An 18,525-nucleotide genomic window follows, 5' to 3' on the forward strand; every position below is an offset into this window, starting at 1 on the left:
CAGCCGTTAGAGCATCGACATCTGCGTGGGTGACGACGGCGGAGCGACTGTTTGGGTTTCGCCACCAGCCAAGCGGCTTTCCAATAAGCCAAGCATGGAGGCGTAGTCTTCCTTGCTGGCTAGCGGCACAGCCACCGGGCGGTTGCCATACCTCTCGGCGAGTATGCGTCGGTAGTCACCTTCAGCCCGCACAGCTTCGGCGAAGCGGCTCGCGGGCAACTGCGTCATGGCCAAGATGCCCTGGCTCTTAGGCTCTGTGGCATGACGGCCCTGCGGCACTGGCGCAAACAGCACGCGGTCCTGTTGGATCGTGAAGCGCACCGTGTGCATCGAGCCGCCCTTGATGTCTGTCTGCATGACAAAGGTTGCTATCGAAAGCCCGCTTTGCAGGCGATCGCGCTGCACAAGATTGCGCGGGGATGGCGGCACGCCGAAAGGCTGCTCGCTGATCAGCGCGCCATCCTTTTCCAGAATCTCTTCGGCGAGCTTGCTATTCTGCTTCGGGTAAATGCCCTCAAGACCACCCGCCATCACAGCGACGGTCCGCCCGCCGTGATGCAATGCGCTTTGGTGGCTCAACGTATCGACGCCGATCGCAAGGCCACTCACGATCGCCCAATTGGCGCCGACCAGTGTCTCCACGATCCTATCGCTGACGATTTCGCCGAATTCGGACGGCTCGCGCGTGCCGATGCAAGCGACGCTGCGGCGCGGCGGAAGCTGGCCCTTCACAAACAGGATGGGCGGGCGATCGGCAAGAGAGCGCAGAGCCACTGGATAATCCGTATCGAAGATCGACAGAACACGCACCCCACGCCGATCCGCCTCGTCGAGCACTCGCTGTGCCTTCTCGCTGGCTTTAACAATGGCGGCGGGCTCCTGAAGGCATTCAGCCACCGCGGCCGAAACGACCGATCGAAGCTTCGCAGGCTCGGCGCCCAAAATCGCTTCAAGAAGCGAGAATCGTTCAGCGAGACGCTCGGCCGTAGCAGGGCCGATACCGCGCAAAGCGGTGAGTGTGAGAATGCCGGCTGCAGTTCGTGTCTCGGTGCCAATCATCGCATTCAACGCCTTTCAAATTGCCCTACTTCGGCGTTCTAGAACGACAGTCTCTCTTAAGGACGAGGATGAACGAGTCCGAGGTTAACGCAGTAAATGGCGAGCACCCTAGGAGATCGGCGGCGGCGAAGGATCAAGATTGCCGTGAACACGAACTTGCGCTTGGCATCCGCACATCGATGGACATCTGCACAATAGGTCATCACAGCGTAAGCAGGCAAGCCGGCCTACTCGATCAGCAGGTTGATAGAGCCGATCACCCGTGTTGAGGAAGCCTCAGCAACGAGAGTTCTTGTCTCGACGAATTAACGACGTCGATGTTGCGGTTAAGTTGCGTTGAGAGGATCTTCTCAAATGCTTCTTCCTCCTCATCCTTCCCGTTCCGCCATCAGCTGTGTGTGTCAACGAGCGAGTAGCTGGTGCTTCTGCCCCCGGCGGCATCTTTCTTAAGGATGCCATGTTCGATCAATTCCTCAATGTCCCTTGCCGCCGTCGCCTGGGAGACCTTCGTTAGCTTTGCCCACTTTGAGGACGTTAGCTTGCCCTCAAATCCATCGAACAGGCAATTAAGCACAGTTCGTTGACGTTCATTGAGCTGGCGAGCCGCATGACGATCCCAGAAGTCCGCTTTCTGGAGAATTCTCCCGAGAATGGCATCCGCGTTGTCAAAGGCGCGATCTAAGCAATCCAGGAACCACGCCATCCAATCGGTGATGTCGAGGTTTCCTTTCTGGATCCGCTCGAGAATTGAGTAGTAGTCGTTCCGCTCGCGCCGAATCTGCGCGGACATACTGTAAAACCTTTGCGGGCTCCGCTCTGATCTTGCCAGCGCAAGGTCAGCGATCGCACGCGCAATACGACCGTTGCCGTCTTCAAATGGATGGATGGTCACGAACCAAAGATGAGCGAGAGCGGCCTTCAACACGGGATCGATGCTAACGATATTACGGTTAAACCACTCCAAGAAGGTCTGCATCTGCGCATCGAGACGCTCGGCCGATGGAGCTTCATAGTGTACGCGCTCGCGACCCATCGGGCCCGAGACAACTTGCATGGGTCCAGTCTCGACCGTCCGCCACGCGCCGACGACTATCTTGGTCATACCGCTGCGCCCAGTGGGGAAGAGCGCGGCATGCCAGCCGAAGAGGCGTTCGGCAGTTAGCTCCTCGGCATAGTGTTCGGTGGCGTCGAGGATCATCTCGACCACGCCTTCGACGTACCGGTCGGCAGGGATAAGGCCCCCAATGTCCATACCAAGATGACGAGCGATGGAGGACCGAACCTGCGCATGATCGAGGATCTCACCCTCGATCTCACTCGACTTCACCACTTCTTCAGTGAGGGTCTGAAGAGTAGCCTCAGTTTTGAGGGGGAATCCGAGCCGCTCCATCCGGCCGAGCAGGCGGCCCTGCTTATGACGGACCGCCGCCAATCGGTCTGCAATCCGCTGCATATCCCAAGTGAATGTGGGCCAAGCAGGCAGTTCATGAATGTAGGCCATAATCTCATCATCTCTTGCAGAGATTATGCAAGCTAATCATTGCGCTGACAAGCTATTCTCTGCAACAAATGATGAGAAAATTGCCATAATCTCAGCAAGAGAATTCGGGGACCTGCGTAATGAGAGTCCGGAGAAGATAACCGTCTCGGGCGGGCGGTAATCGCTTCGAAGGGTTGGATCACACTTCGCCAGCGCCGGAGAAGAGCACCGTCGGCGGCGTTGCGCGGGGCGGCGGGAGGGACCGAACGCCTGGCGATCCCGGTCTGCTCTTCAGATCGTAACGCTGGGCGAGGTCGAGAAGCCGCCGCTTGGTGAATGGGTCGGCTTTCTCTGCTAGATCGCGCGCCCGCTGCGCAAAGCCACTATAGAACTCTTCCACGACGCCCCCCCGCAACATCACTGATAACCCGAATATCATTGCCGGATGCGCGTTCCGTCAAGGGCCTGCTGATGCGTCGGACGGATTTAAAGGATCTGCTTGAGCTCACGGCGCCAGAGAAACTAAGCTCACAGCGGAGGTGTAGCGCGGCAATCTGGGTAGGAAGCGCCTTCCATCCTGATCGCCGCGCGACACGGGGGGAAATCCGATCACAAGGCTCTACGCAAGCCGAAACCCTGTGCCCGACCTGCGGCAAGCCGATGACGGCCGTGCCTGACGACGAGGCGCCCGGCCGGCCGGGCTACGTCTGCCTCGCCTGCGGAGGCGATCCCCTGCACGATCCAGCTGCGCGGAAGTGGGCGGATAGCCCGCTGTGGCCGCCGTCCAAATAGCGCAACAACGAAACCGTCCCCGAGAGCTGGAGCCGACGGTCCTCTCATCTCGTCCAAATGCTTCGTCGTCGACTGCATTTCCAGCCTTGGTTTCATCAAACGAGCTGGCGGTGCTGTAGCAGCCGACGCCACCTCTAGGACGCAAATAAGGGCGCAGAAATATCAAATCAACGGCGGCGTTTCGCGTTGCCTTCGAGAGATGAACAAAGTTGTGATCGGACGCGTCTGTTGGTCAACGCTCGCCTCACATCACGAATCTCCAAGTGCATCCTCAAGGATGGCTTTCAATCGCGCAGCTCCCTTTGCCAGCTCGCCATCAAGATCTGATTTGACGGCAGCGGCATACTCCGCTCCGAGCTCAATGGGATGACCAGCGTCGTTCTGCTCCGGCGCACCTTGAGGCAGAAGCTGATAGGCCCTTATCCCGAGCGCATGGGTGTCATTGGCCCAAGCAGCGATGCGTGCCTCATCATAGGGAGCGGGCTCAACCGCCGGCAACGATGCACCGTCGATTGCGTCCGCATAGCTTCCCCACGAATAGGCCTGAAGGTCGATCAGAGAATCATCCCACATGCTGTGAAACGTCGATGCGCGCGTGTATGACGTTCCATCCGAGCGTTTGGCACGCAATATGACGTGCAACTTGTTACCACCCTGGTCGCCATCCCGTTCACTTGCGTGAAGCGGTTGCTCAAGATCACCCGCAAGATGAACCACCAGCTTGAGCGCACGCAGCCTGTCGTCCTTACTGCGCGAAGTGTCCTTTAACACCGCAATCGCCTCAGGCAGGCCCCGCACGATGCAAGTGCCCTGATTGTTTGCCTCATTGCAGTCCAGCGCGGAATCATAAGTGGCGCGGGCGACATCGATGTCGACGAAGTGCCAGCGATACGTGTTCTTCCCTTCTGCCGTGAACTTGTAGTCGTCAGCCCAGTTCGAGATCGACGCCAACGAGGTCTCTCCGATCAGGTCCTTGAGCTTGGTCGTGGCAGCCGGGGTGAGATGTCGCTGCGCGAGCTCAGCAATCACGGAATGCCCGAGCTGTCCCCACGCGAGCGCAGTCGACGTGCTGCCCGCCAGGATGGTAATGCAGGCGGGAAGTAGAACTCTAAGCTTTGTCACGGCAACCTCCAAAAAACGCATCGCATGTCAAACAGATGGTTGTGTCGGCTCTCGCCGCATCTCGCGGGCACGGCGGAACGTTTCCGCGGATTGGGCTGTCTCAACGCTTCCGATAGCGCTGCTCACCGCGCTCTGCCCTCGACCGGCGCCGGCGGATAGTTCTTCGAATCTGACTGACGAGATAAACGCCCCAAATGATCAGCATCTTGCCAACGCATTCCTTGCTCCCGCCAAGCCTTAAGGTACGTTGACAGGCGGCATGGCTTCCGTCGGACGCAACGCGACACTCTCACGCTGGTGTCCGCGCACGGCCAAGATAATTGCAAAGATGGCAAGGACAATCAGAGACCCACGCATGTCGAAAGGATACTCCCGAACTCTTATCGCAATTATGAAGCCGCTCACATCTACCTGGACGGAGGTTCTGGACCATCTTGTACGGCCAACGTCCAAGCAGCTTAAGTCGTATGCCAAGCCTTAAACGAGGCCTGCTGCTGCAACACGCCTCAGTCGTCTCGAGCAGTGTCCAAAAAATGCATTTTCAACGCGCAATAGCCGAAAAAGTGCGAGCAAGCGGGCTAACAACAGCCGCTCCAAACCTGCTCTGATTCGAAGCTGGCAGAGACAGCTGAGGCACTCATGCGCGAACATGATCTCATCTCAGGAAGCTTCCTGGGCCTGACTGGAGCGGGATTTGTCCTCCTGTGCGCAAGCCTGTTTGCATTCACCTTTTTATAGAGAACCGCTAGATCGGAGCCGGCGCGGATCAAGCCACAGTTACTTTGATGTTTCGGTCTGGGCAGAGACGTGCGCTGGCCTTCTGCTCTTCGACTTCTAATTGCAATGATTTTGTTTGAAGGCGCCGTCAGGCGGAGTCTTGATGCTCCCGACCAAGAGAGGAACCCGATTCGTCCGTTTTGAACATGAACATCGGATGACCCTCCTGGCAGCGGACGGGCGATGGTGGCGCAACTGTATACTAATCGAGGCGTCCGAAACTGGCGCCCGCGTTCTTATCGACGGATCGCCAGACGTGCTGCGATCACGGCATTTTTTCTTGCTGCTTTCAACGACTGGCTTGGCGTTTCGGCGCTGCGAATTGGTCAGGCTGGACGGTTCTGAGGCGGACATTCTGTTCAAAACCGGCAACGCACCTTGCTGAAGAGACGACGTGCGCACGGCCCGACTGGTTTTCCACCCTCACGCAATGGCCCGCACGGCGCCCGAGAACAGGCTGGCCGGGCGGCTCAAACCGTAGTGATCGCGCAGACTGCTGCCCGCATAATCACGGCGGAAGAGGCCGCGCTTGCGCAAGATCGGCACGACCTGTTCGGCGAACAGGTCGAACCCGCCCGGCAGCCACGGAGGCATGACGTTGAAACCGTCGGCTGCGCCGTTCTCGAACCAGGTCTGGATGTTGTCGGCGATCTTTTCCGGGGGGCCGGCGATGACCCAATGCCCGCGCGCACCGGCGAGGCGCTGCACCAGCTGGCGGATCGTGGGCTTTTCGCGATCGATGATGTCGACGATCAGCTTGAAGCGGCTGGCAACGCCATGCGCACCGTCGGTATCGATCAGGTGACGTGGGAAGGGGCCATCGAGATCAAAGCCGGCGAGGTCGAGCCCGGTCATCTGGCGGAGCTGGGCGAGCGAGAACTCCGGCTGGATCAGCGCGTTGAACTCGTCCTGAAGCCGGTCGGCCTCCGCTTGTGTGCTGGCGATGAACGGCGAGATGCCGGGCAGGATCTTGATCTGGTCAGGGCTGCGATCGAACGCACGCGCCTGCCGTTTGATGTCGGCATAGAACTCCTGCGCGCTCGCCAACGTCTGGTGCGCCGTGAAGATGGCCTCGGCAAAGCGCGCTGCGAAGGCGCGTCCGTCCTCGGAAGAGCCGGCCTGGACATAGACGGGCCGGCCCTGCGGCGTCCGTGAGACGTTGAGCGGGCCGCGCACGCGGAAGTATTTCCCTATATGGTCGATCGCGTGGATCTTGCTGGTATCAGCGAAAATGCCGGAGACGGGGTCATTGACGAGCGCATCGTCCTCCCAGCTGTCCCATAGCGCGGTGACGACATCGAGATATTCGCGCGCCCGCTCGTACCGCTCGTGATGCGGAGGATGCTCAGGCAGGCCGAAGTTCTGCGCTGCCTGTGGCGAGCTTGTCGTCACGATGTTCCATCCTGCACGCCCGCGGCTGAGGTGATCGAGCGACGCGAACAGCCGAGCGAGATTGTAGGGTTCGGTGTAGGTGGTTGAAGCGGTCGCGATCAGGCCGATGTGCGTGGTAGCCGACGCGATCGCGGCGAGAAGCGTGATCGGCTCGAGCCGGAAGCGCTGCGCGTAGCGGACGTTATCCGAGAGCACCGGCCCGTCGGCGAAGAAGACCGCGTCGAACTTGTGCGCTTCGGCGCGTTGCGCCAGTTCCTGATAGTAGGTGACGTCGAGAATGCGGTCCGTCGTCGAGGCCTTGTGCCGCCACGCGGCCTCGTGATGACCGTCCGGATAGATGAAGAAGTTGAGGGAAAGCTGGCGTTTGCTCATCATCTGGCTCGCAATGGTTGGTTATCTCCGGATCGCGGCGTCACCGCGCGCGTTGCAGTTGACTCTATGTCGATGCTCGCAAAGCTGTCGATGTAATGAATTTGCGTTGTTGTCGGCGAAGCGAGCATGAACGATACGAGCGCGTCGCTAGCGGGAGATGAGTGCGTTCGTGCTGGTGATCAAGGCAAATGAACCGCGTCGTTTCGTGCGTCCGTTGGCTCGATTTTGCTCGTCTTCGCGCATGTGAGGCGCTCGCATGGGCCGTCATGATCGCAAATCTTTCCGTGCTCGCCGTCCCAACGAAGCGATCATTGCGCGGCGCCGAAAACAACGCTGGTTTCGTTTCATTGACTGGAGCGCCATCGCTTTTACCATCGGCAACGTCCAAGCGAGGTCGTTCACCATGCGGCAATCCGATCCAAACATCGTTCGCAATGTGGCCCGGCTAATGGTGCTGTGCGCATCGCTTCGCACTGCGGCGATGGCGGAGAGCTGTACCGCCGGGATCCGCCTGCTGCCGACTGTCTAGCCGCCGACGTGATCCCCTAGGGCCAACCAGGAAACCACCCGTCACTGTCCGCCGCCGCCGGCATGACCGGCGTATGGCGGAGCTTTGTCCACGAATTCAATGAGAGATACGATCATGAGCAACCCGATCACCATCGACAACGTCATTCCGCGCGCCGATATCGTCAAACGTGCGGCCCGGCTCGGTGCCGAAATCCGGAACGTCAAATTATCAGGCGATTTGTCCGACGACGTCATTCGCGCCATCAATCATGTGCTGCTGGAGCACAAGGTCACCTTCTTCCGCAACCAGGGGCATCTCGACGATGCCGAGCAGGAGCGCTTTGCTATCAGGCTCGGTAAGCTCGTGCCGCATCCGACGGTCGGTGCGACCAAGGGCACTTCATCGATCCTGGAGCTCGATTCAGGTCGTGGCGGCGGTCGTGCAGACCAGTGGCACACGGACGTCACCTTCGTCGATGCCTATCCGAAAATCTCGGTGCTGCGTGGCGTTGTGATCCCGCCATACGGCGGCGATACCGTGTGGTCGAACACGGCGGCGGCCTATCTCGACCTGCCGGCGCCGCTGCGCAAGCTTGCCGACGAGCTCTGGGCGGTCCACAGCAACGCTTACGACTACGCGGTGAAGACGCCCGCGAGCGAAGCGGATCGCAAGCATTTCGACGAGGTTTTTACCGGCACGATCTATGAGACGGAGCATCCGGTCGTGCGGGTTCATCCCGAAACCGGCGAACGCACCCTGGTGCTCGGCAACTTCGTGCAGCGCTTCGTCGGCTTGCCGAAATATGATGGCCAGAAGCTGTTCGAGCTTTTCCAGTCCCACATCACCGCGCCCGAGAACACCGTACGCTGGACCTGGCAGGCCGGTGACCTCGCGATCTGGGACAACCGGGCAACCCAGCACTACGCCGTCAACGATTATGGCGATCAGCACCGCGTCGTCCGCCGCGCCACCATCGATGGGGAAGTGCCTGTCAGCGTCGACGGTCGTCACAGCGTGACGCGCGTCAAGGCGCCGAAGGCGCAGGCGCCCAAGGCCGCTTGATCTCCAACACTTGACCGGGTTTGACACATGAACTCTCTGTTTCAATTTTTTCAAGCGCGGCATCGTGCTGCACGGAGCGCCGCACGGCGGCTGCTTGTCAGCGCGCTGGCATTGGGCCTTGCCGCTCCCGCCTTCGCCGAGCCGCCGCTCGACAAGAGCGAGATCCGGTATCAGGGCTGGGCGGGGCAGGTGACCTTCATCGAGCTCGCCGACGACCTCGGCTATCTGGCGCCCCTGAAGCTGAAATGGGTCGGCAACACCATCAGCGGCCCACAGGACATCCAGACCGTGGTGACCGGGGATATCGACATCGGCGGGGCTTTCTACGGCGCGATCCTCAAGCTGATCGCGGCAAAGGCGCCCATCAAGGCCGTGGTCGGCTATTACGGCTCGGACGCCAACACCTATAACGGCTACTTCGTCAGGGACGACAGCCCAATCAAGACCGCGCGCGACCTGATCGGCAAGAAGGTCGCCGTCAATACGCTCGGTGCCCATCTGGAATTTGTGCTCCGCGAATATCTCGCCCGCAACGGCTTGACATCAGCGGAAGCCAAGCAGGTGACGCTGGTCGCGATCCCGCCGGTCAGCGGTGAACAGGCCTTACGCCAGGGCCAGGTCGAAGTGAGCACCCTTAGCGGCGTGCTGCGCGACAAGGCACTGGAGCGTGGCGGCATCCACTCGCTGTTCAACGACACCGGTCTGTTCGGCAATTTCACCGGCGGCTCCTACGTCCTGCGCGACAAGTTCATCAAGGACAATCCGGAGGCCTCACGCAAGCTGATCGAGGGCATTTCGCGCGCCATCGCTTGGGCGCAGTCGACGCCGCCCGAGGAGGTGCGCGCGCGCTTCGGGCGCATCATCGCGGAGCGCAAACGTAATGAGGACGCGACGCCGATCAAATACTGGAAGAGCACGGGCGTCGCGAGCAAAGGCGGGGTGATCTCGGATGCCGAGATCCAGGTGTGGATCGACTGGCTGGAGAAGGACGGTCTGTTCAAGCCGGGCCAGGTCAAGGCCTCCGAGACCTACACCAACGCCTTCAACTATTTCCGTCCCGGCAAGACGGCGGAGGCCCAGTGACCCAAGCGAGCCCGATCAAAATCAGCTTCGAACACGTCCGCAAGGAATTCGTGACGCGCGGCGAGGGAGGCGGCCCGTTGGGCCGTTTCACCGCCCTCGAGGACATCACGCTCGATGTTCGCACTGGTGAGTTCCTGGCCCTGGTCGGTCCCAGCGGCTGCGGGAAATCGACCCTGCTCGATCTGTTGGGTGGGCTGACGACGCCGACCAGCGGCCGCATCCTGCTCGACGGGCGGCAGATCAAAGGGCCCGGCCGCGACCGCGGCATCGTGTTCCAGCAATACGCGCTGTTTCCCTGGCGCACCGCCCTGGAGAATGTCGAGTTCGGGCTCGACATCGCCGGGCTGAAGGCCGCGCAGCGACGCGAGATCGCGCGGCATTTCCTCGACCTCGTTGGCCTGTCCGGATTTGCCAGCCGCTATCCGCACGAGCTCTCCGGCGGCATGAAGCAGCGCGTCGCGATTGCCCGCAGTCTTGCTTACGATCCCGAGGTGCTGCTGATGGACGAGCCGTTTGCCGCGTTGGATGCCCAGACGCGCGAGACGCTCCAGACCGAGCTGCTGCGGATCTGGCGCGCCACCGGCAAGACCATCGTCTTTATCACCCATGGCATAGACGAGGCCGTAGCGCTTGGCCAACGCGTGGCCGTGATGACCTCGCGCCCGGGCCGGATCAAGCAAATCTTCGACATTCCGGCCTCGCTGCGCAGCGAAGATGAGGACGTGCGTTCGCTGCCGGAGTTCGGTCAGGTCAGGCACGAGATATGGAGCCTGCTCCGGGAAGAGGTGCAGAAGGCGCAGCAGGGACAATCGAGCCGCCCCGCCGATGTCCGTCGCGGCAACAGTGACGTGAAGGAGATCGCGCATGTCTAGCCTTGAAACGCTGACGCTGCTGGAGCTCGCGCATGGGCGTCCGAACGCGTTGTCAGGCGGAGATCGCGCATCCCCACGGATCGCCGGCCGGCTTCATGCTGCCCTGCGCGCGCTCGGCGCATTGGGGCATCGCTCGCTGCTGCTCATCGTGCTGCTGTCGGTGTGGGAGGTTGCCCCGCGACTTGGGGTGGTCGATCCGGTATTCCTGCCGCCGTTCTCCGAGGTGATTGCCGCCGGCTGGCAGCTCGCACAGAGCGGCGAGCTCTATGACGACGTGTCAGCAAGCCTGCTGCGTGCCTTGAGCGGGTTTCTGATCTCGGTTGCCTTGATCGTTCCGCTTGGCCTTCTCGTCGGCTGGTACGCGCGGCTCGGCAATCTCCTGAACCAGTTCATCGAAATCTGCCGTAACACCGCGCCGCTGGCGCTGCTGCCGGTCTTCATCCTGCTGCTCGGCATCGGCGAGATGTCGAAGATCACGATGGTAATCTACAGTTGCGCCTGGCCGCTGCTGCTCAACACGATCGCCGCCGTCAAGCAGGTCGATCCGCTCCTGATCAAGTCGGCGCGCACCATGGGCGCGAGCCCGCAGCAATTGTTCCGCAAGGTCATTCTTCCGGCAGCGCTTCCGACCATCTTCGTCGGCATTCGCCTCGCCAGCGCCTCTGCCATGCTGGTGCTGGTCGCCTCCGAGATGGTCGGGGCGAAGGCGGGGCTCGGCTATCTCATCATCAACAGCCAGTACAGCTTCCTGATCCCGCAGATGTATTTCGGCATCCTGGGCATCACTGTGATCGGGCTGGCGTTCAACGCTGTGCTCGAGGTGATCGAGCGGCGCTTCATGCGCTGGAAGGCGCCGGTTTCGGCGTGAGCGCGCCAATTGTAATGGTTCGAACTTGGGGACGTGTTCAATGACCAACCAAATCCATCGCGCCGAGCGTAGGTCCGCACCTTCAGGATCGGTCGAATATGATGCAGACGTGCTGGTGCTGGGTGGCGGGCCCGCGGGCACCTGGGCAGCGGTAAGCGCGGCCGAACGCGGCGCGCGTGTTGTTCTCGCCGATAAGGGCTTTTGCGGCACCTCGGGCTCGACCGCGGCGGCGGGAACCGGCGTCTGGTACGTCGATCCCACGCCGACTGACCGCGAGGCGTCGATGGCGAGCCGCGAGAAGCTCGGCGGATATCTTCAGGACCGCCGCTGGATGGTCCGCACGCTCGATCTCACTTTTCAGCAGAGCAATCGCCTCGCCGAATGGGGCTATCCCTATCCCGTGGATGACCACGGCAAGTCGCAGCGCAACTCGCTGCAAGGCCCCGAATATATGCGCTTGATGCGCAAGCGGACCAAGCAGGCCGGCGTCACCGTCCTCGATCACAGCCCGGCGCTGGAATTATTGCTCGACGAGGCCGGGGCGGTTGCGGGCGCGAGCGGCCTGCGTCGCCAGAAGCAGGATCGCTGGACCGTGCGCGCCAAAGCGGTGGTGATTGCGACCGGCGGCTGTGCGTTTCTGAGCAAGACGCTAGGTTCGAACGTGCTCACCGGTGACGGCTATCTCATGGCCGCCGAAGCCGGCGCCGAATTCAGCAGCATGGAGTTTTCCAATCCCTACGCGATCTCGCCGGCGTTCGGCTCGGTCACCAAGACGCTGTTCTATGGCTGGGCCAACTTCACCTATGAAGACGGCAGCTGGTGCTGCATCCAAAGGCGGTCGTTCCGCGATTGCCCGAGCCCTGCTTCGGGGGGCCGGTCTATGCGCGGCTCGACAAGGCCGACGCGGACGTCCAGCTGCACATGCGGGCCTCGCAACCGAATTTCTTCCTGCCCTTCGACCGCACCGGAATCGATCCGTTCAAGGATCGTTTTCCGGTTACGCTGCGACTGGAAGGCACCGTGCGTGGCACCGGCGGCCTTCGCATCGTCGACGAGACCTGCGCAACCACCGTCCCCGGGCTCTATGCCGCCGGAGATGCGGCGACGCGCGAATTGATCTGCGGTGGCTTCACCGGCGGCGGCAGCCACAACGCCGCCTGGGCGATGACGTCGGGGACGCTGGCCGGGCAGGGCGCCGCGGACTACGCGCGGCAAGCCGCTGACGGTCGAGAGCTGTCCTCGGCTGGAACGGTCGGCCTCCGGAGCCGGTCGCGGCGCGCATTCGAGCCGGCCGCGCTGGCGCGAGCCGTCCAGGACGAGGTCTTCCCCTATGAGCTGAATTATTTCCGCGAGGCCTCACGGCTCGGTGGTGCGCTGGCGCGCCTCGATGCCGCCTGGCGCGATGTCTCGGAAGCAGGCGCTGCCGGCGCGGCCGAATTGCTCCGCACGCGTGAAAGCGCGGCGATGCTGGCCACAGCGCGATGGATGTACCGCAGCGCACTGGCGCGTCAGGAAAGCCGCGGCATGCATCGTCGTGACGATTTCCCCGAGCAGGACCATCGGCAGCGCCACTACCTGACATCGGGCGGCCTTGACGAAGTCTGGACCGCCGTCCGGCCCCATGCCGAGGCGGCTTACGCGGAGGCTGCGGAATGATCGAGGTCATCGATAGCGAGCGCTGCACCTCTTGCGACATTTGTGTCGCGGTATGTCCGACCAACGTATTCGACAAAACGGACGGGCTTCCGGTGATCGCGCGGCAGAGCGATTGCCAGACCTGCTTCCTCTGCGAGCTCTATTGTCCTGAGGACGCGCTCTACGTCTCCCCTTTTGCCGATGAGACAGAGCGGGTCGATCTTGTCACCGTCAAGGAGGCCGGGGTGATGGGCAGCTATCGCCGTGCCGTCGGCTGGACCGACGAGACGAGCAATCGGCGCAACGCTGATCGCAGCTACCTCCTCTTTGTGCATTGAGGACAGTGCATGCATTCGCTCCCGCTCCGCCATCAATGCGACTAACGTTGCGGCGTAGGTGCGTAACGCGATGGAGGCAACTTCGCTGGGATCGACGCATAGATCTGATAGAAACCGTCAATGACGGTCTACTCGCAACTCAAGAATTTCATATCCAGCGCCGGGCGAGGCTCGCCTGACCCCACAGTCCGCGCGCAGGGACTTCATCGAATTCAAATAACCAGTGGGAAGGAAGCGTCTCTCACTCTATTCTGTCAGAAACCCCGGCTATTCAAGCCTTAGAGCTCCTTGTAGATCGGGATCGTCTCGGTATGTGCATCGATGACTTCGATGACTTGTCGTTGCAGCGGGAGTTCTGTCTTGCGCTCCTTCCAAAGTTTCTTGAAGCGCTGCACCGTTTCCGCAGCCGTTTCGAGCGCAAGCGTCTCCGACATCTTCGCCTTGGCAGCCAGATGCGCCAGCTCGTCCTTTGAGAATTCGGCCATCTTCTTCGTGCGCGAATAGTTCAACGCCATCTTGTCGTCCGGGATGTACGCAATAGTCGAGAGCAGATCGTAGGCGGGCGACAGGACGGGTGTCCGCCCATCAGGGTAGATCAATGACCAGTTCTTCAGGTGCATGTCGGCGTTGCCGATCAGTGTGCTGAATACGAGTCGTCGGACGAACTCGGCGAGGTCGGCCTCACCAGTCTCAATGCCGAGGACACGCGCGATGCTTCGGTAATTCGCCTTGTCGTATTTTTCATCCGGAAAGACGCCGAATACCTGAGCGAAATCCTCCATGTGGACCGGAGCATCAGCCGTGCGGTCGAACCGCTTCACGGCAAACGCCCGCCCCTCGAGTTCGCCGATTCCGTCCGGAAGACCTTTGATTGCCTCGACGTCGATCAGTTGAAGCTCGGGCACATCCATGCCGATGTCCTTCGCCAGGGTCATCATGGAGTATTCGTTCTCAGGCACGCCGATATACTGATGTGACGGTAGCTTGACGATCCATGAACCGCCGACACCTTCGACCGGAATAGTGAGTCCGCCCTTCTTGGGATCATTCTTGAGCGCGGAGAACTTCAGCTGCACGCCCGCAAGCGAGAAGCGCATCATGTTCTGCCGTTTATCGGGCGTAAGATTCTCCTCGACCTGGGGGGGCAGCGCGTCTCCATCGGCCGGGTGGACCGACAGGGCACCCGGAAGGTCTCGGCCCAGCATCCACAGGAGGAAGAACTCGCGCCGTTCCTTCACGCCCGCCCGTTCCGCAAGATAGCGACGAAGCGGCCCTTCCGGCAGAAGATTGGAGAAGAATGGCGCGAGAACTTGTTGATACGGTTTGAACGAGGTGAGCAGATTCCCGAACGAGTCCTTGAAAGACAGGCTCAAGGTGGAACGGTGGGCGTCATCGATGTAGGTCTGATTGAAGGCGAGCAGCGAACGATCGCCCTGCACGAGTGTGAGAGTCGCGATCGGGGTATCGTGCAGGTGGACATTTAGAACGGATACGTCAGGCATCGTCGTCCTCATCGTCGAGAGCGTAGGCGGGGCGAGGGGCTTCTTCGGGATGAGCGACCCTGTTGCGTACACCCTGTAACGCGCCTGCAGAATCTTCCAGCAGAGCCCTGGGTATAGGTTCGACGCTATAGGGACGCAGGCTCTCGACGATATCTGAGACAAGTGCCAGGTCGGTTTTTGAAAGATGGACCTGTTTCAGAAAGCGAAAATATTCGGCGATGCGGTCGAGGGTGGCTGAACTGCCATAGCGTTTCCTTTGACCAGAGACGATGCGTTCGGCCTTGCTGAAGACATCCGACGATCCTTGTTCGGACGAGAATTCGGCAGCGTTTGATCGCAGTAAGCCCTCTATCGCGGGAAGAAGTTTCTTCGGCACAAGGACGAGCTCCAGGTCGAGCGCCCGCGCCATCTGCATGAAGCTCGACAGGCCCGGTTCGAGGCGACTGGTCTCGATTTGCGAGATGTGCGCCTGGGTCATACCCGCGCGGGCCGCCAGCGCGCGTTGGCTCATGCCCGCCTTTGCGCGCTGAGCGGAGGCGGCTTTGATGAGCTCTTCACTTTGGTAAGTCACAATATATTATCCTGATCAAATAAGTCATTCGATCTGTATTATATATCGAAACGCCGACATGTCTCAAGCTGACCGATCAGTATTGTTATCAAGCAGCCATCATGATAAGTAAAATTATCGATGAAGCGCGGACGAATTTCGCTTGCGCGCGGCCTTCGCCGGGCCGGCTCTTGACTAGGCCGCCCGGCCCAGGCCCTGCGGCGTTCCCGCCCGCGCAAGAAACTGCGAAAAACCTAGCTGCCTAGACGATCATCGCTGCCATAGCCGAGAGGCGAACGGATCCATCGTGGACCGATAACGAAAGAGACTTTGAGAGCCTCAGATCCATCAACCCGCTTTGCAAAGGCCGGAACTCATAAACACGAGGGAATTGCTTCCTTGCGAACCAAAATAAAGCCTCAGCGATCGCGGTGTGTTATGGTTTTTTGCAACAACCCAAAATATAACTAGCAAAATTAGCCTCTTAGTTTGGGTTCCATGAAGCGTAGCGATCTCAGCCGCACCATCCGGGAAACCCTAAAACGGCTTCCGCCACCCTACGATTCCCACTACGGGATCGTTCCACCGGCACCTCCAGAGGACGGCGTATTCGCCCCCGGTGCAGCGAAAGCCCTGGAAGCGGCACAAGCGGCATTCGGGACGGTCAACGCCATCCTTACCAGGCGCGAGGCGGTCAGTTCCTCGTCGATCGAAGGCACCCAGAGCACTCTCGACGAACTGCTTTCCGTCGAAGAGACGGGCGATGACGGCGCCCGCAACGAGGCACGCCAGGTCTGCAGCTACGCCGTCGCCCTCGATAGGTTTGTCCCGCGGGCCACCGAGCTTGGCTACGGCGTCTTCACTATTGATCGATCAAGGATCTCCATCGCGCGTGATGAAGGACGACCCGGATTATCAGGACGATCCCGGCGACTTCCGAACGCGCGTAGTCTGGATCGGCGGGAACAAAGACATCGCATATTCAAGTATAAATCCTCCACCCCCACCCGACGTGCCAGATTGCCTCGCTCAGGCGGTCGACTACCTCCGGAACGAGGGCATGCAGCAGATGACTCAAGGGTTCATCACGCGCATGGCCATTGCGCACGCCCATTTCGAAGCGGTACACCCCTTTCGCGCCGGCAACGGTCGCGTGGGTCGTCTCCTCCTCCCGCTCATGATGGCGGCGGAGAAGCGTGTACCGCTGTACCTTTCTCCCTACATCGAAAGCAAGAAGGGCACGTACTACGCATCCCTCAAGAACGCCCAGCAGCGGCTCGACTGGGAGCCGATCATCACGTTCATGGCCGACGCCGTGACCGCCACCGTTGAAGAGCTCATCCGCACCCGGCAGGCGCTGTCGGAGTTGTCCGAACGCTGGAGGGGTCGCCGGAAATTCCGTAAGGGTTTCTGCGGCTCTTCGGGCGCTGGACGAGCTTCACAACTATCCGGTCGTGACGGCGAAACGGCTCCGCGAACTTCTCGACATCTCTACCGCCCAGATCAACCAGGGCATCGCGCAGCTGGAAGAGGTGGGCATCCTACGGGAGCGGACCGGCTACGCGCGCAACCGCGTACGCCGCCTCGGAGGCGCTTGCCATCATCAACCGCCCGTTCGGCGAAGAGCCGGTTCTCGCAAACGTCAGTCCCGAGGTCGGTCCTGACAAGATCTCGGTCGGCCCCAAGGGGCCATAGAGCGAATTCCGGAAGATGGCTGCGGCTCAGAATCGAAGAGGCGCTCCGGCTGCTTCATCGAAATAAATCCGTTCTCTTATGCCGGTATTGGCGGATGAAAAATTTAGAACTGGCAAATTTGGAACTATGGGCAGGCAAACTATGCCGCGAGAGCTAAGCGGATCGTCCAGGTGGTCCACGGCCATGGATGCTCGCGTCATGTTCAACCGCGGCCTTCTTCGCATCCGTCGCAACTGGCCGACCACTGTCCACGCCGCCGGCCTTTATTCGGTATTGGCTATCCGTTGAGCCTACGGCTGGCCGTCTGACAACGAAATCGGCCCCCGCAACCGAATTGCTGCCGGAGCCGGAATTCACCTCGTCCAAATGCTTTCGCCATCAAACTGCAATCCCACGCCTCGTTCCATCGAACGTGGCTCACGGTGCTGTCGACGCAGATCAAGGCGCGCAGGCTCGGAGTGCCGAGGAGTCCGGGGGTGCAACGTAACAGTGCCGGGGACCACGCTCGTGCCGATCGGCAGAATTCAACCTGCGTCTCGGCATGTCGCTTTGAACAGCGTCAACATCGCATCGGCCCACATAGCGGTGCCCATTCCGCAATGCGTCCGTCTGATCGTATTGCGGTCTTTTTCGAATGAACTCAGAGCCTTGATTTAGGCTGCTTCTCCTATGAGTCTCTTCGCGGCCTGAGTTAGGAGGCCCGATCTCGTAAAGCCGTGCGCTTCAGCATATTTGTCGATCTGATTCAGAACGTCCTCAGGAAGGGTGACATTCACACGTATAGCCTTTGGTTGTTCGGGTTTGACCGACACCAAAATAGCTACCCCAGTTCGATGATCAGGATCTGCCATAACATCCTCTAGAGTAGAGGGCTCCGGAATGGCTTCTCCATCTTCAGCAAGACCCTCGATATGAAGGGTGAGGGCTTCCTCTGCCATAGCACGAGCGTCATCAAGGCTTTTGCCTGCCGTGATCACTCCGGGGAAGTCTGGAAATGAGACGCCGAAATCGCTGTCGGCATCCTTATGGATAAGACCAATATAGTTACGCATGGCGCTTACCTCAGTTTGAGACCTGACTGCTTTTCAATACTCTTCAGTGTCCCGAGTGGGACATCCCGTTCGGGGTGCGGAACAATTACGCGACCCTTCTTGAATGGATGTTTGAACTGCACATGGCTGCCTTTCCGGCCCACCTCAAACCATCCATCCCCTTGAAGGATCGAGATAATTTCCCGGCTTTTCATAGTGTGTATTTATACACACTATGTGTAGACTGTCAACCCAATGGTAACCGGTATGAGCTCCCACGTCTGCAGTGATCAGCCTGTGCGAGCGTAGCGGGTCGGCATCCAGTACTGACGCATGGCCTCGACGACGTCCGGAATGTCGGCATGGGCGTTGCGCAGGAATTCC

At 60.3% G+C, this 18,525-nt stretch carries 16 protein-coding genes and 2 pseudogenes; 9 read left to right on the forward strand and 9 right to left on the reverse strand.

Annotated elements, in window-relative coordinates:
- Window positions 1-6: 6 nt before the first annotated feature.
- From RPS27_RS24645 to RPS27_RS24665, 5 genes are all read right to left on the reverse strand, one after another.
- Window positions 7-1,059 carry a DNA-processing protein DprA gene (locus RPS27_RS24645; RefSeq protein ID WP_128929942.1) on the reverse strand — a complete coding sequence of 351 codons (1,053 nt, stop codon included), beginning with the start codon at window positions 1,057-1,059 and terminating at the stop codon, window positions 7-9.
- A gap of 388 nt (window positions 1,060-1,447) precedes the next feature.
- Window positions 1,448-2,560 carry a Fic family protein gene (locus RPS27_RS24650; RefSeq protein WP_128929943.1) on the reverse strand — a complete coding sequence of 371 codons (1,113 nt, stop codon included), beginning with the start codon at window positions 2,558-2,560 and terminating at the stop codon, window positions 1,448-1,450.
- Window positions 2,561-2,738: 178 nt separating this feature from the next.
- Window positions 2,739-2,939: a hypothetical protein gene (locus RPS27_RS24655; protein ID WP_128929944.1), complete on the reverse strand. Its 201-nt coding sequence runs from the start codon at window positions 2,937-2,939 to the stop codon at window positions 2,739-2,741.
- 641 nt (window positions 2,940-3,580) lie between these two features.
- Window positions 3,581-4,453: a S1/P1 nuclease gene (locus tag RPS27_RS24660; protein WP_164934264.1), complete on the reverse strand. Its 873-nt coding sequence runs from the start codon at window positions 4,451-4,453 to the stop codon at window positions 3,581-3,583.
- A 1,200-nt stretch (window positions 4,454-5,653) separates the two neighbouring features.
- Window positions 5,654-6,997: an LLM class flavin-dependent oxidoreductase gene (locus tag RPS27_RS24665; protein ID WP_128929947.1), complete on the reverse strand. Its 1,344-nt coding sequence runs from the start codon at window positions 6,995-6,997 to the stop codon at window positions 5,654-5,656.
- 253 nt (window positions 6,998-7,250) lie between these two features.
- Here RPS27_RS24665 and RPS27_RS24670 point away from each other — a divergent pair, with 253 nt between their 5' ends.
- From RPS27_RS24670 to RPS27_RS24705, 7 genes and pseudogenes are all read left to right on the forward strand, one after another.
- Window positions 7,251-7,523, forward strand: a complete 273-nt coding sequence (locus RPS27_RS24670) for a hypothetical protein (protein ID WP_128929948.1) — start codon at window positions 7,251-7,253, stop codon at window positions 7,521-7,523.
- Between the two features lie 114 nt (window positions 7,524-7,637).
- The gene (locus RPS27_RS24675) at window positions 7,638-8,567 is read left to right on the forward strand and encodes a TauD/TfdA dioxygenase family protein (RefSeq protein WP_128929949.1); all 930 of its coding nucleotides are present in this window, start codon (window positions 7,638-7,640) and stop codon (window positions 8,565-8,567) included.
- 27 nt (window positions 8,568-8,594) lie between these two features.
- Window positions 8,595-9,650 carry an ABC transporter substrate-binding protein gene (locus RPS27_RS24680; RefSeq protein ID WP_128929950.1) on the forward strand — a complete coding sequence of 352 codons (1,056 nt, stop codon included), beginning with the start codon at window positions 8,595-8,597 and terminating at the stop codon, window positions 9,648-9,650.
- Window positions 9,647-10,522 carry an ABC transporter ATP-binding protein gene (locus tag RPS27_RS24685; RefSeq protein ID WP_206733218.1) on the forward strand — a complete coding sequence of 292 codons (876 nt, stop codon included), beginning with the start codon at window positions 9,647-9,649 and terminating at the stop codon, window positions 10,520-10,522. The genes RPS27_RS24680 and RPS27_RS24685 overlap by 4 nt, the downstream gene beginning before the upstream one ends.
- Window positions 10,515-11,390, forward strand: a complete 876-nt coding sequence (locus RPS27_RS24690; RefSeq protein WP_128929951.1) for an ABC transporter permease — start codon at window positions 10,515-10,517, stop codon at window positions 11,388-11,390. The genes RPS27_RS24685 and RPS27_RS24690 overlap by 8 nt, the downstream gene beginning before the upstream one ends.
- A gap of 40 nt (window positions 11,391-11,430) precedes the next feature.
- Window positions 11,431-13,046, forward strand: a pseudogene (locus tag RPS27_RS24695) (FAD-dependent oxidoreductase).
- On the forward strand, window positions 13,043-13,363 hold the full coding sequence (locus tag RPS27_RS24705) for a ferredoxin family protein (RefSeq protein ID WP_128929952.1): 321 nt from the start codon (window positions 13,043-13,045) through the stop codon (window positions 13,361-13,363). Before RPS27_RS24695 ends, RPS27_RS24705 begins: the two are co-directional and overlap by 4 nt.
- 278 nt (window positions 13,364-13,641) lie before the next feature.
- On the opposite strand, the gene RPS27_RS24710 is transcribed toward RPS27_RS24705, so the two are convergent.
- Both RPS27_RS24710 and RPS27_RS24715 read right to left on the reverse strand, forming a co-directional pair.
- On the reverse strand, window positions 13,642-14,865 hold the full coding sequence (locus RPS27_RS24710; RefSeq protein ID WP_128929953.1) for a type II toxin-antitoxin system HipA family toxin: 1,224 nt from the start codon (window positions 14,863-14,865) through the stop codon (window positions 13,642-13,644).
- On the reverse strand, window positions 14,858-15,376 hold the full coding sequence (locus RPS27_RS24715; protein WP_249798546.1) for a helix-turn-helix transcriptional regulator: 519 nt from the start codon (window positions 15,374-15,376) through the stop codon (window positions 14,858-14,860). The genes RPS27_RS24710 and RPS27_RS24715 overlap by 8 nt, the downstream gene beginning before the upstream one ends.
- Before the next feature lie 537 nt (window positions 15,377-15,913).
- Here RPS27_RS24715 and RPS27_RS24720 point away from each other — a divergent pair.
- Together RPS27_RS24720 and RPS27_RS24725 are read left to right on the forward strand one after the other, a co-directional pair.
- Window positions 15,914-16,222 (forward strand): annotated as a pseudogene (locus RPS27_RS24720) (Fic/DOC family N-terminal domain-containing protein); the annotation flags it as partial.
- Between the two features lie 88 nt (window positions 16,223-16,310).
- The gene (locus RPS27_RS24725; protein WP_232995664.1) at window positions 16,311-17,267 is read left to right on the forward strand and encodes a Fic family protein; all 957 of its coding nucleotides are present in this window, start codon (window positions 16,311-16,313) and stop codon (window positions 17,265-17,267) included.
- Between the two features lie 496 nt (window positions 17,268-17,763).
- Here RPS27_RS24725 and RPS27_RS24730 read toward each other — a convergent pair whose 3' ends face one another.
- Window positions 17,764-18,162: a type II toxin-antitoxin system HicB family antitoxin gene (locus RPS27_RS24730; RefSeq protein ID WP_128929955.1), complete on the reverse strand. Its 399-nt coding sequence runs from the start codon at window positions 18,160-18,162 to the stop codon at window positions 17,764-17,766.
- A gap of 5 nt (window positions 18,163-18,167) precedes the next feature.
- Entirely contained in the window at window positions 18,168-18,356 is a 189-nt protein-coding gene (locus RPS27_RS24735) for a type II toxin-antitoxin system HicA family toxin (protein ID WP_128929956.1), read from the reverse strand.
- Window positions 18,357-18,525 lie beyond the last annotated feature (169 nt).

It is taken from the genome of Bradyrhizobium sp. WYCCWR 12699 (assembly GCF_032144035.1).
Classification (GTDB): Bacteria; Pseudomonadota; Alphaproteobacteria; order Rhizobiales; family Xanthobacteraceae; genus Bradyrhizobium.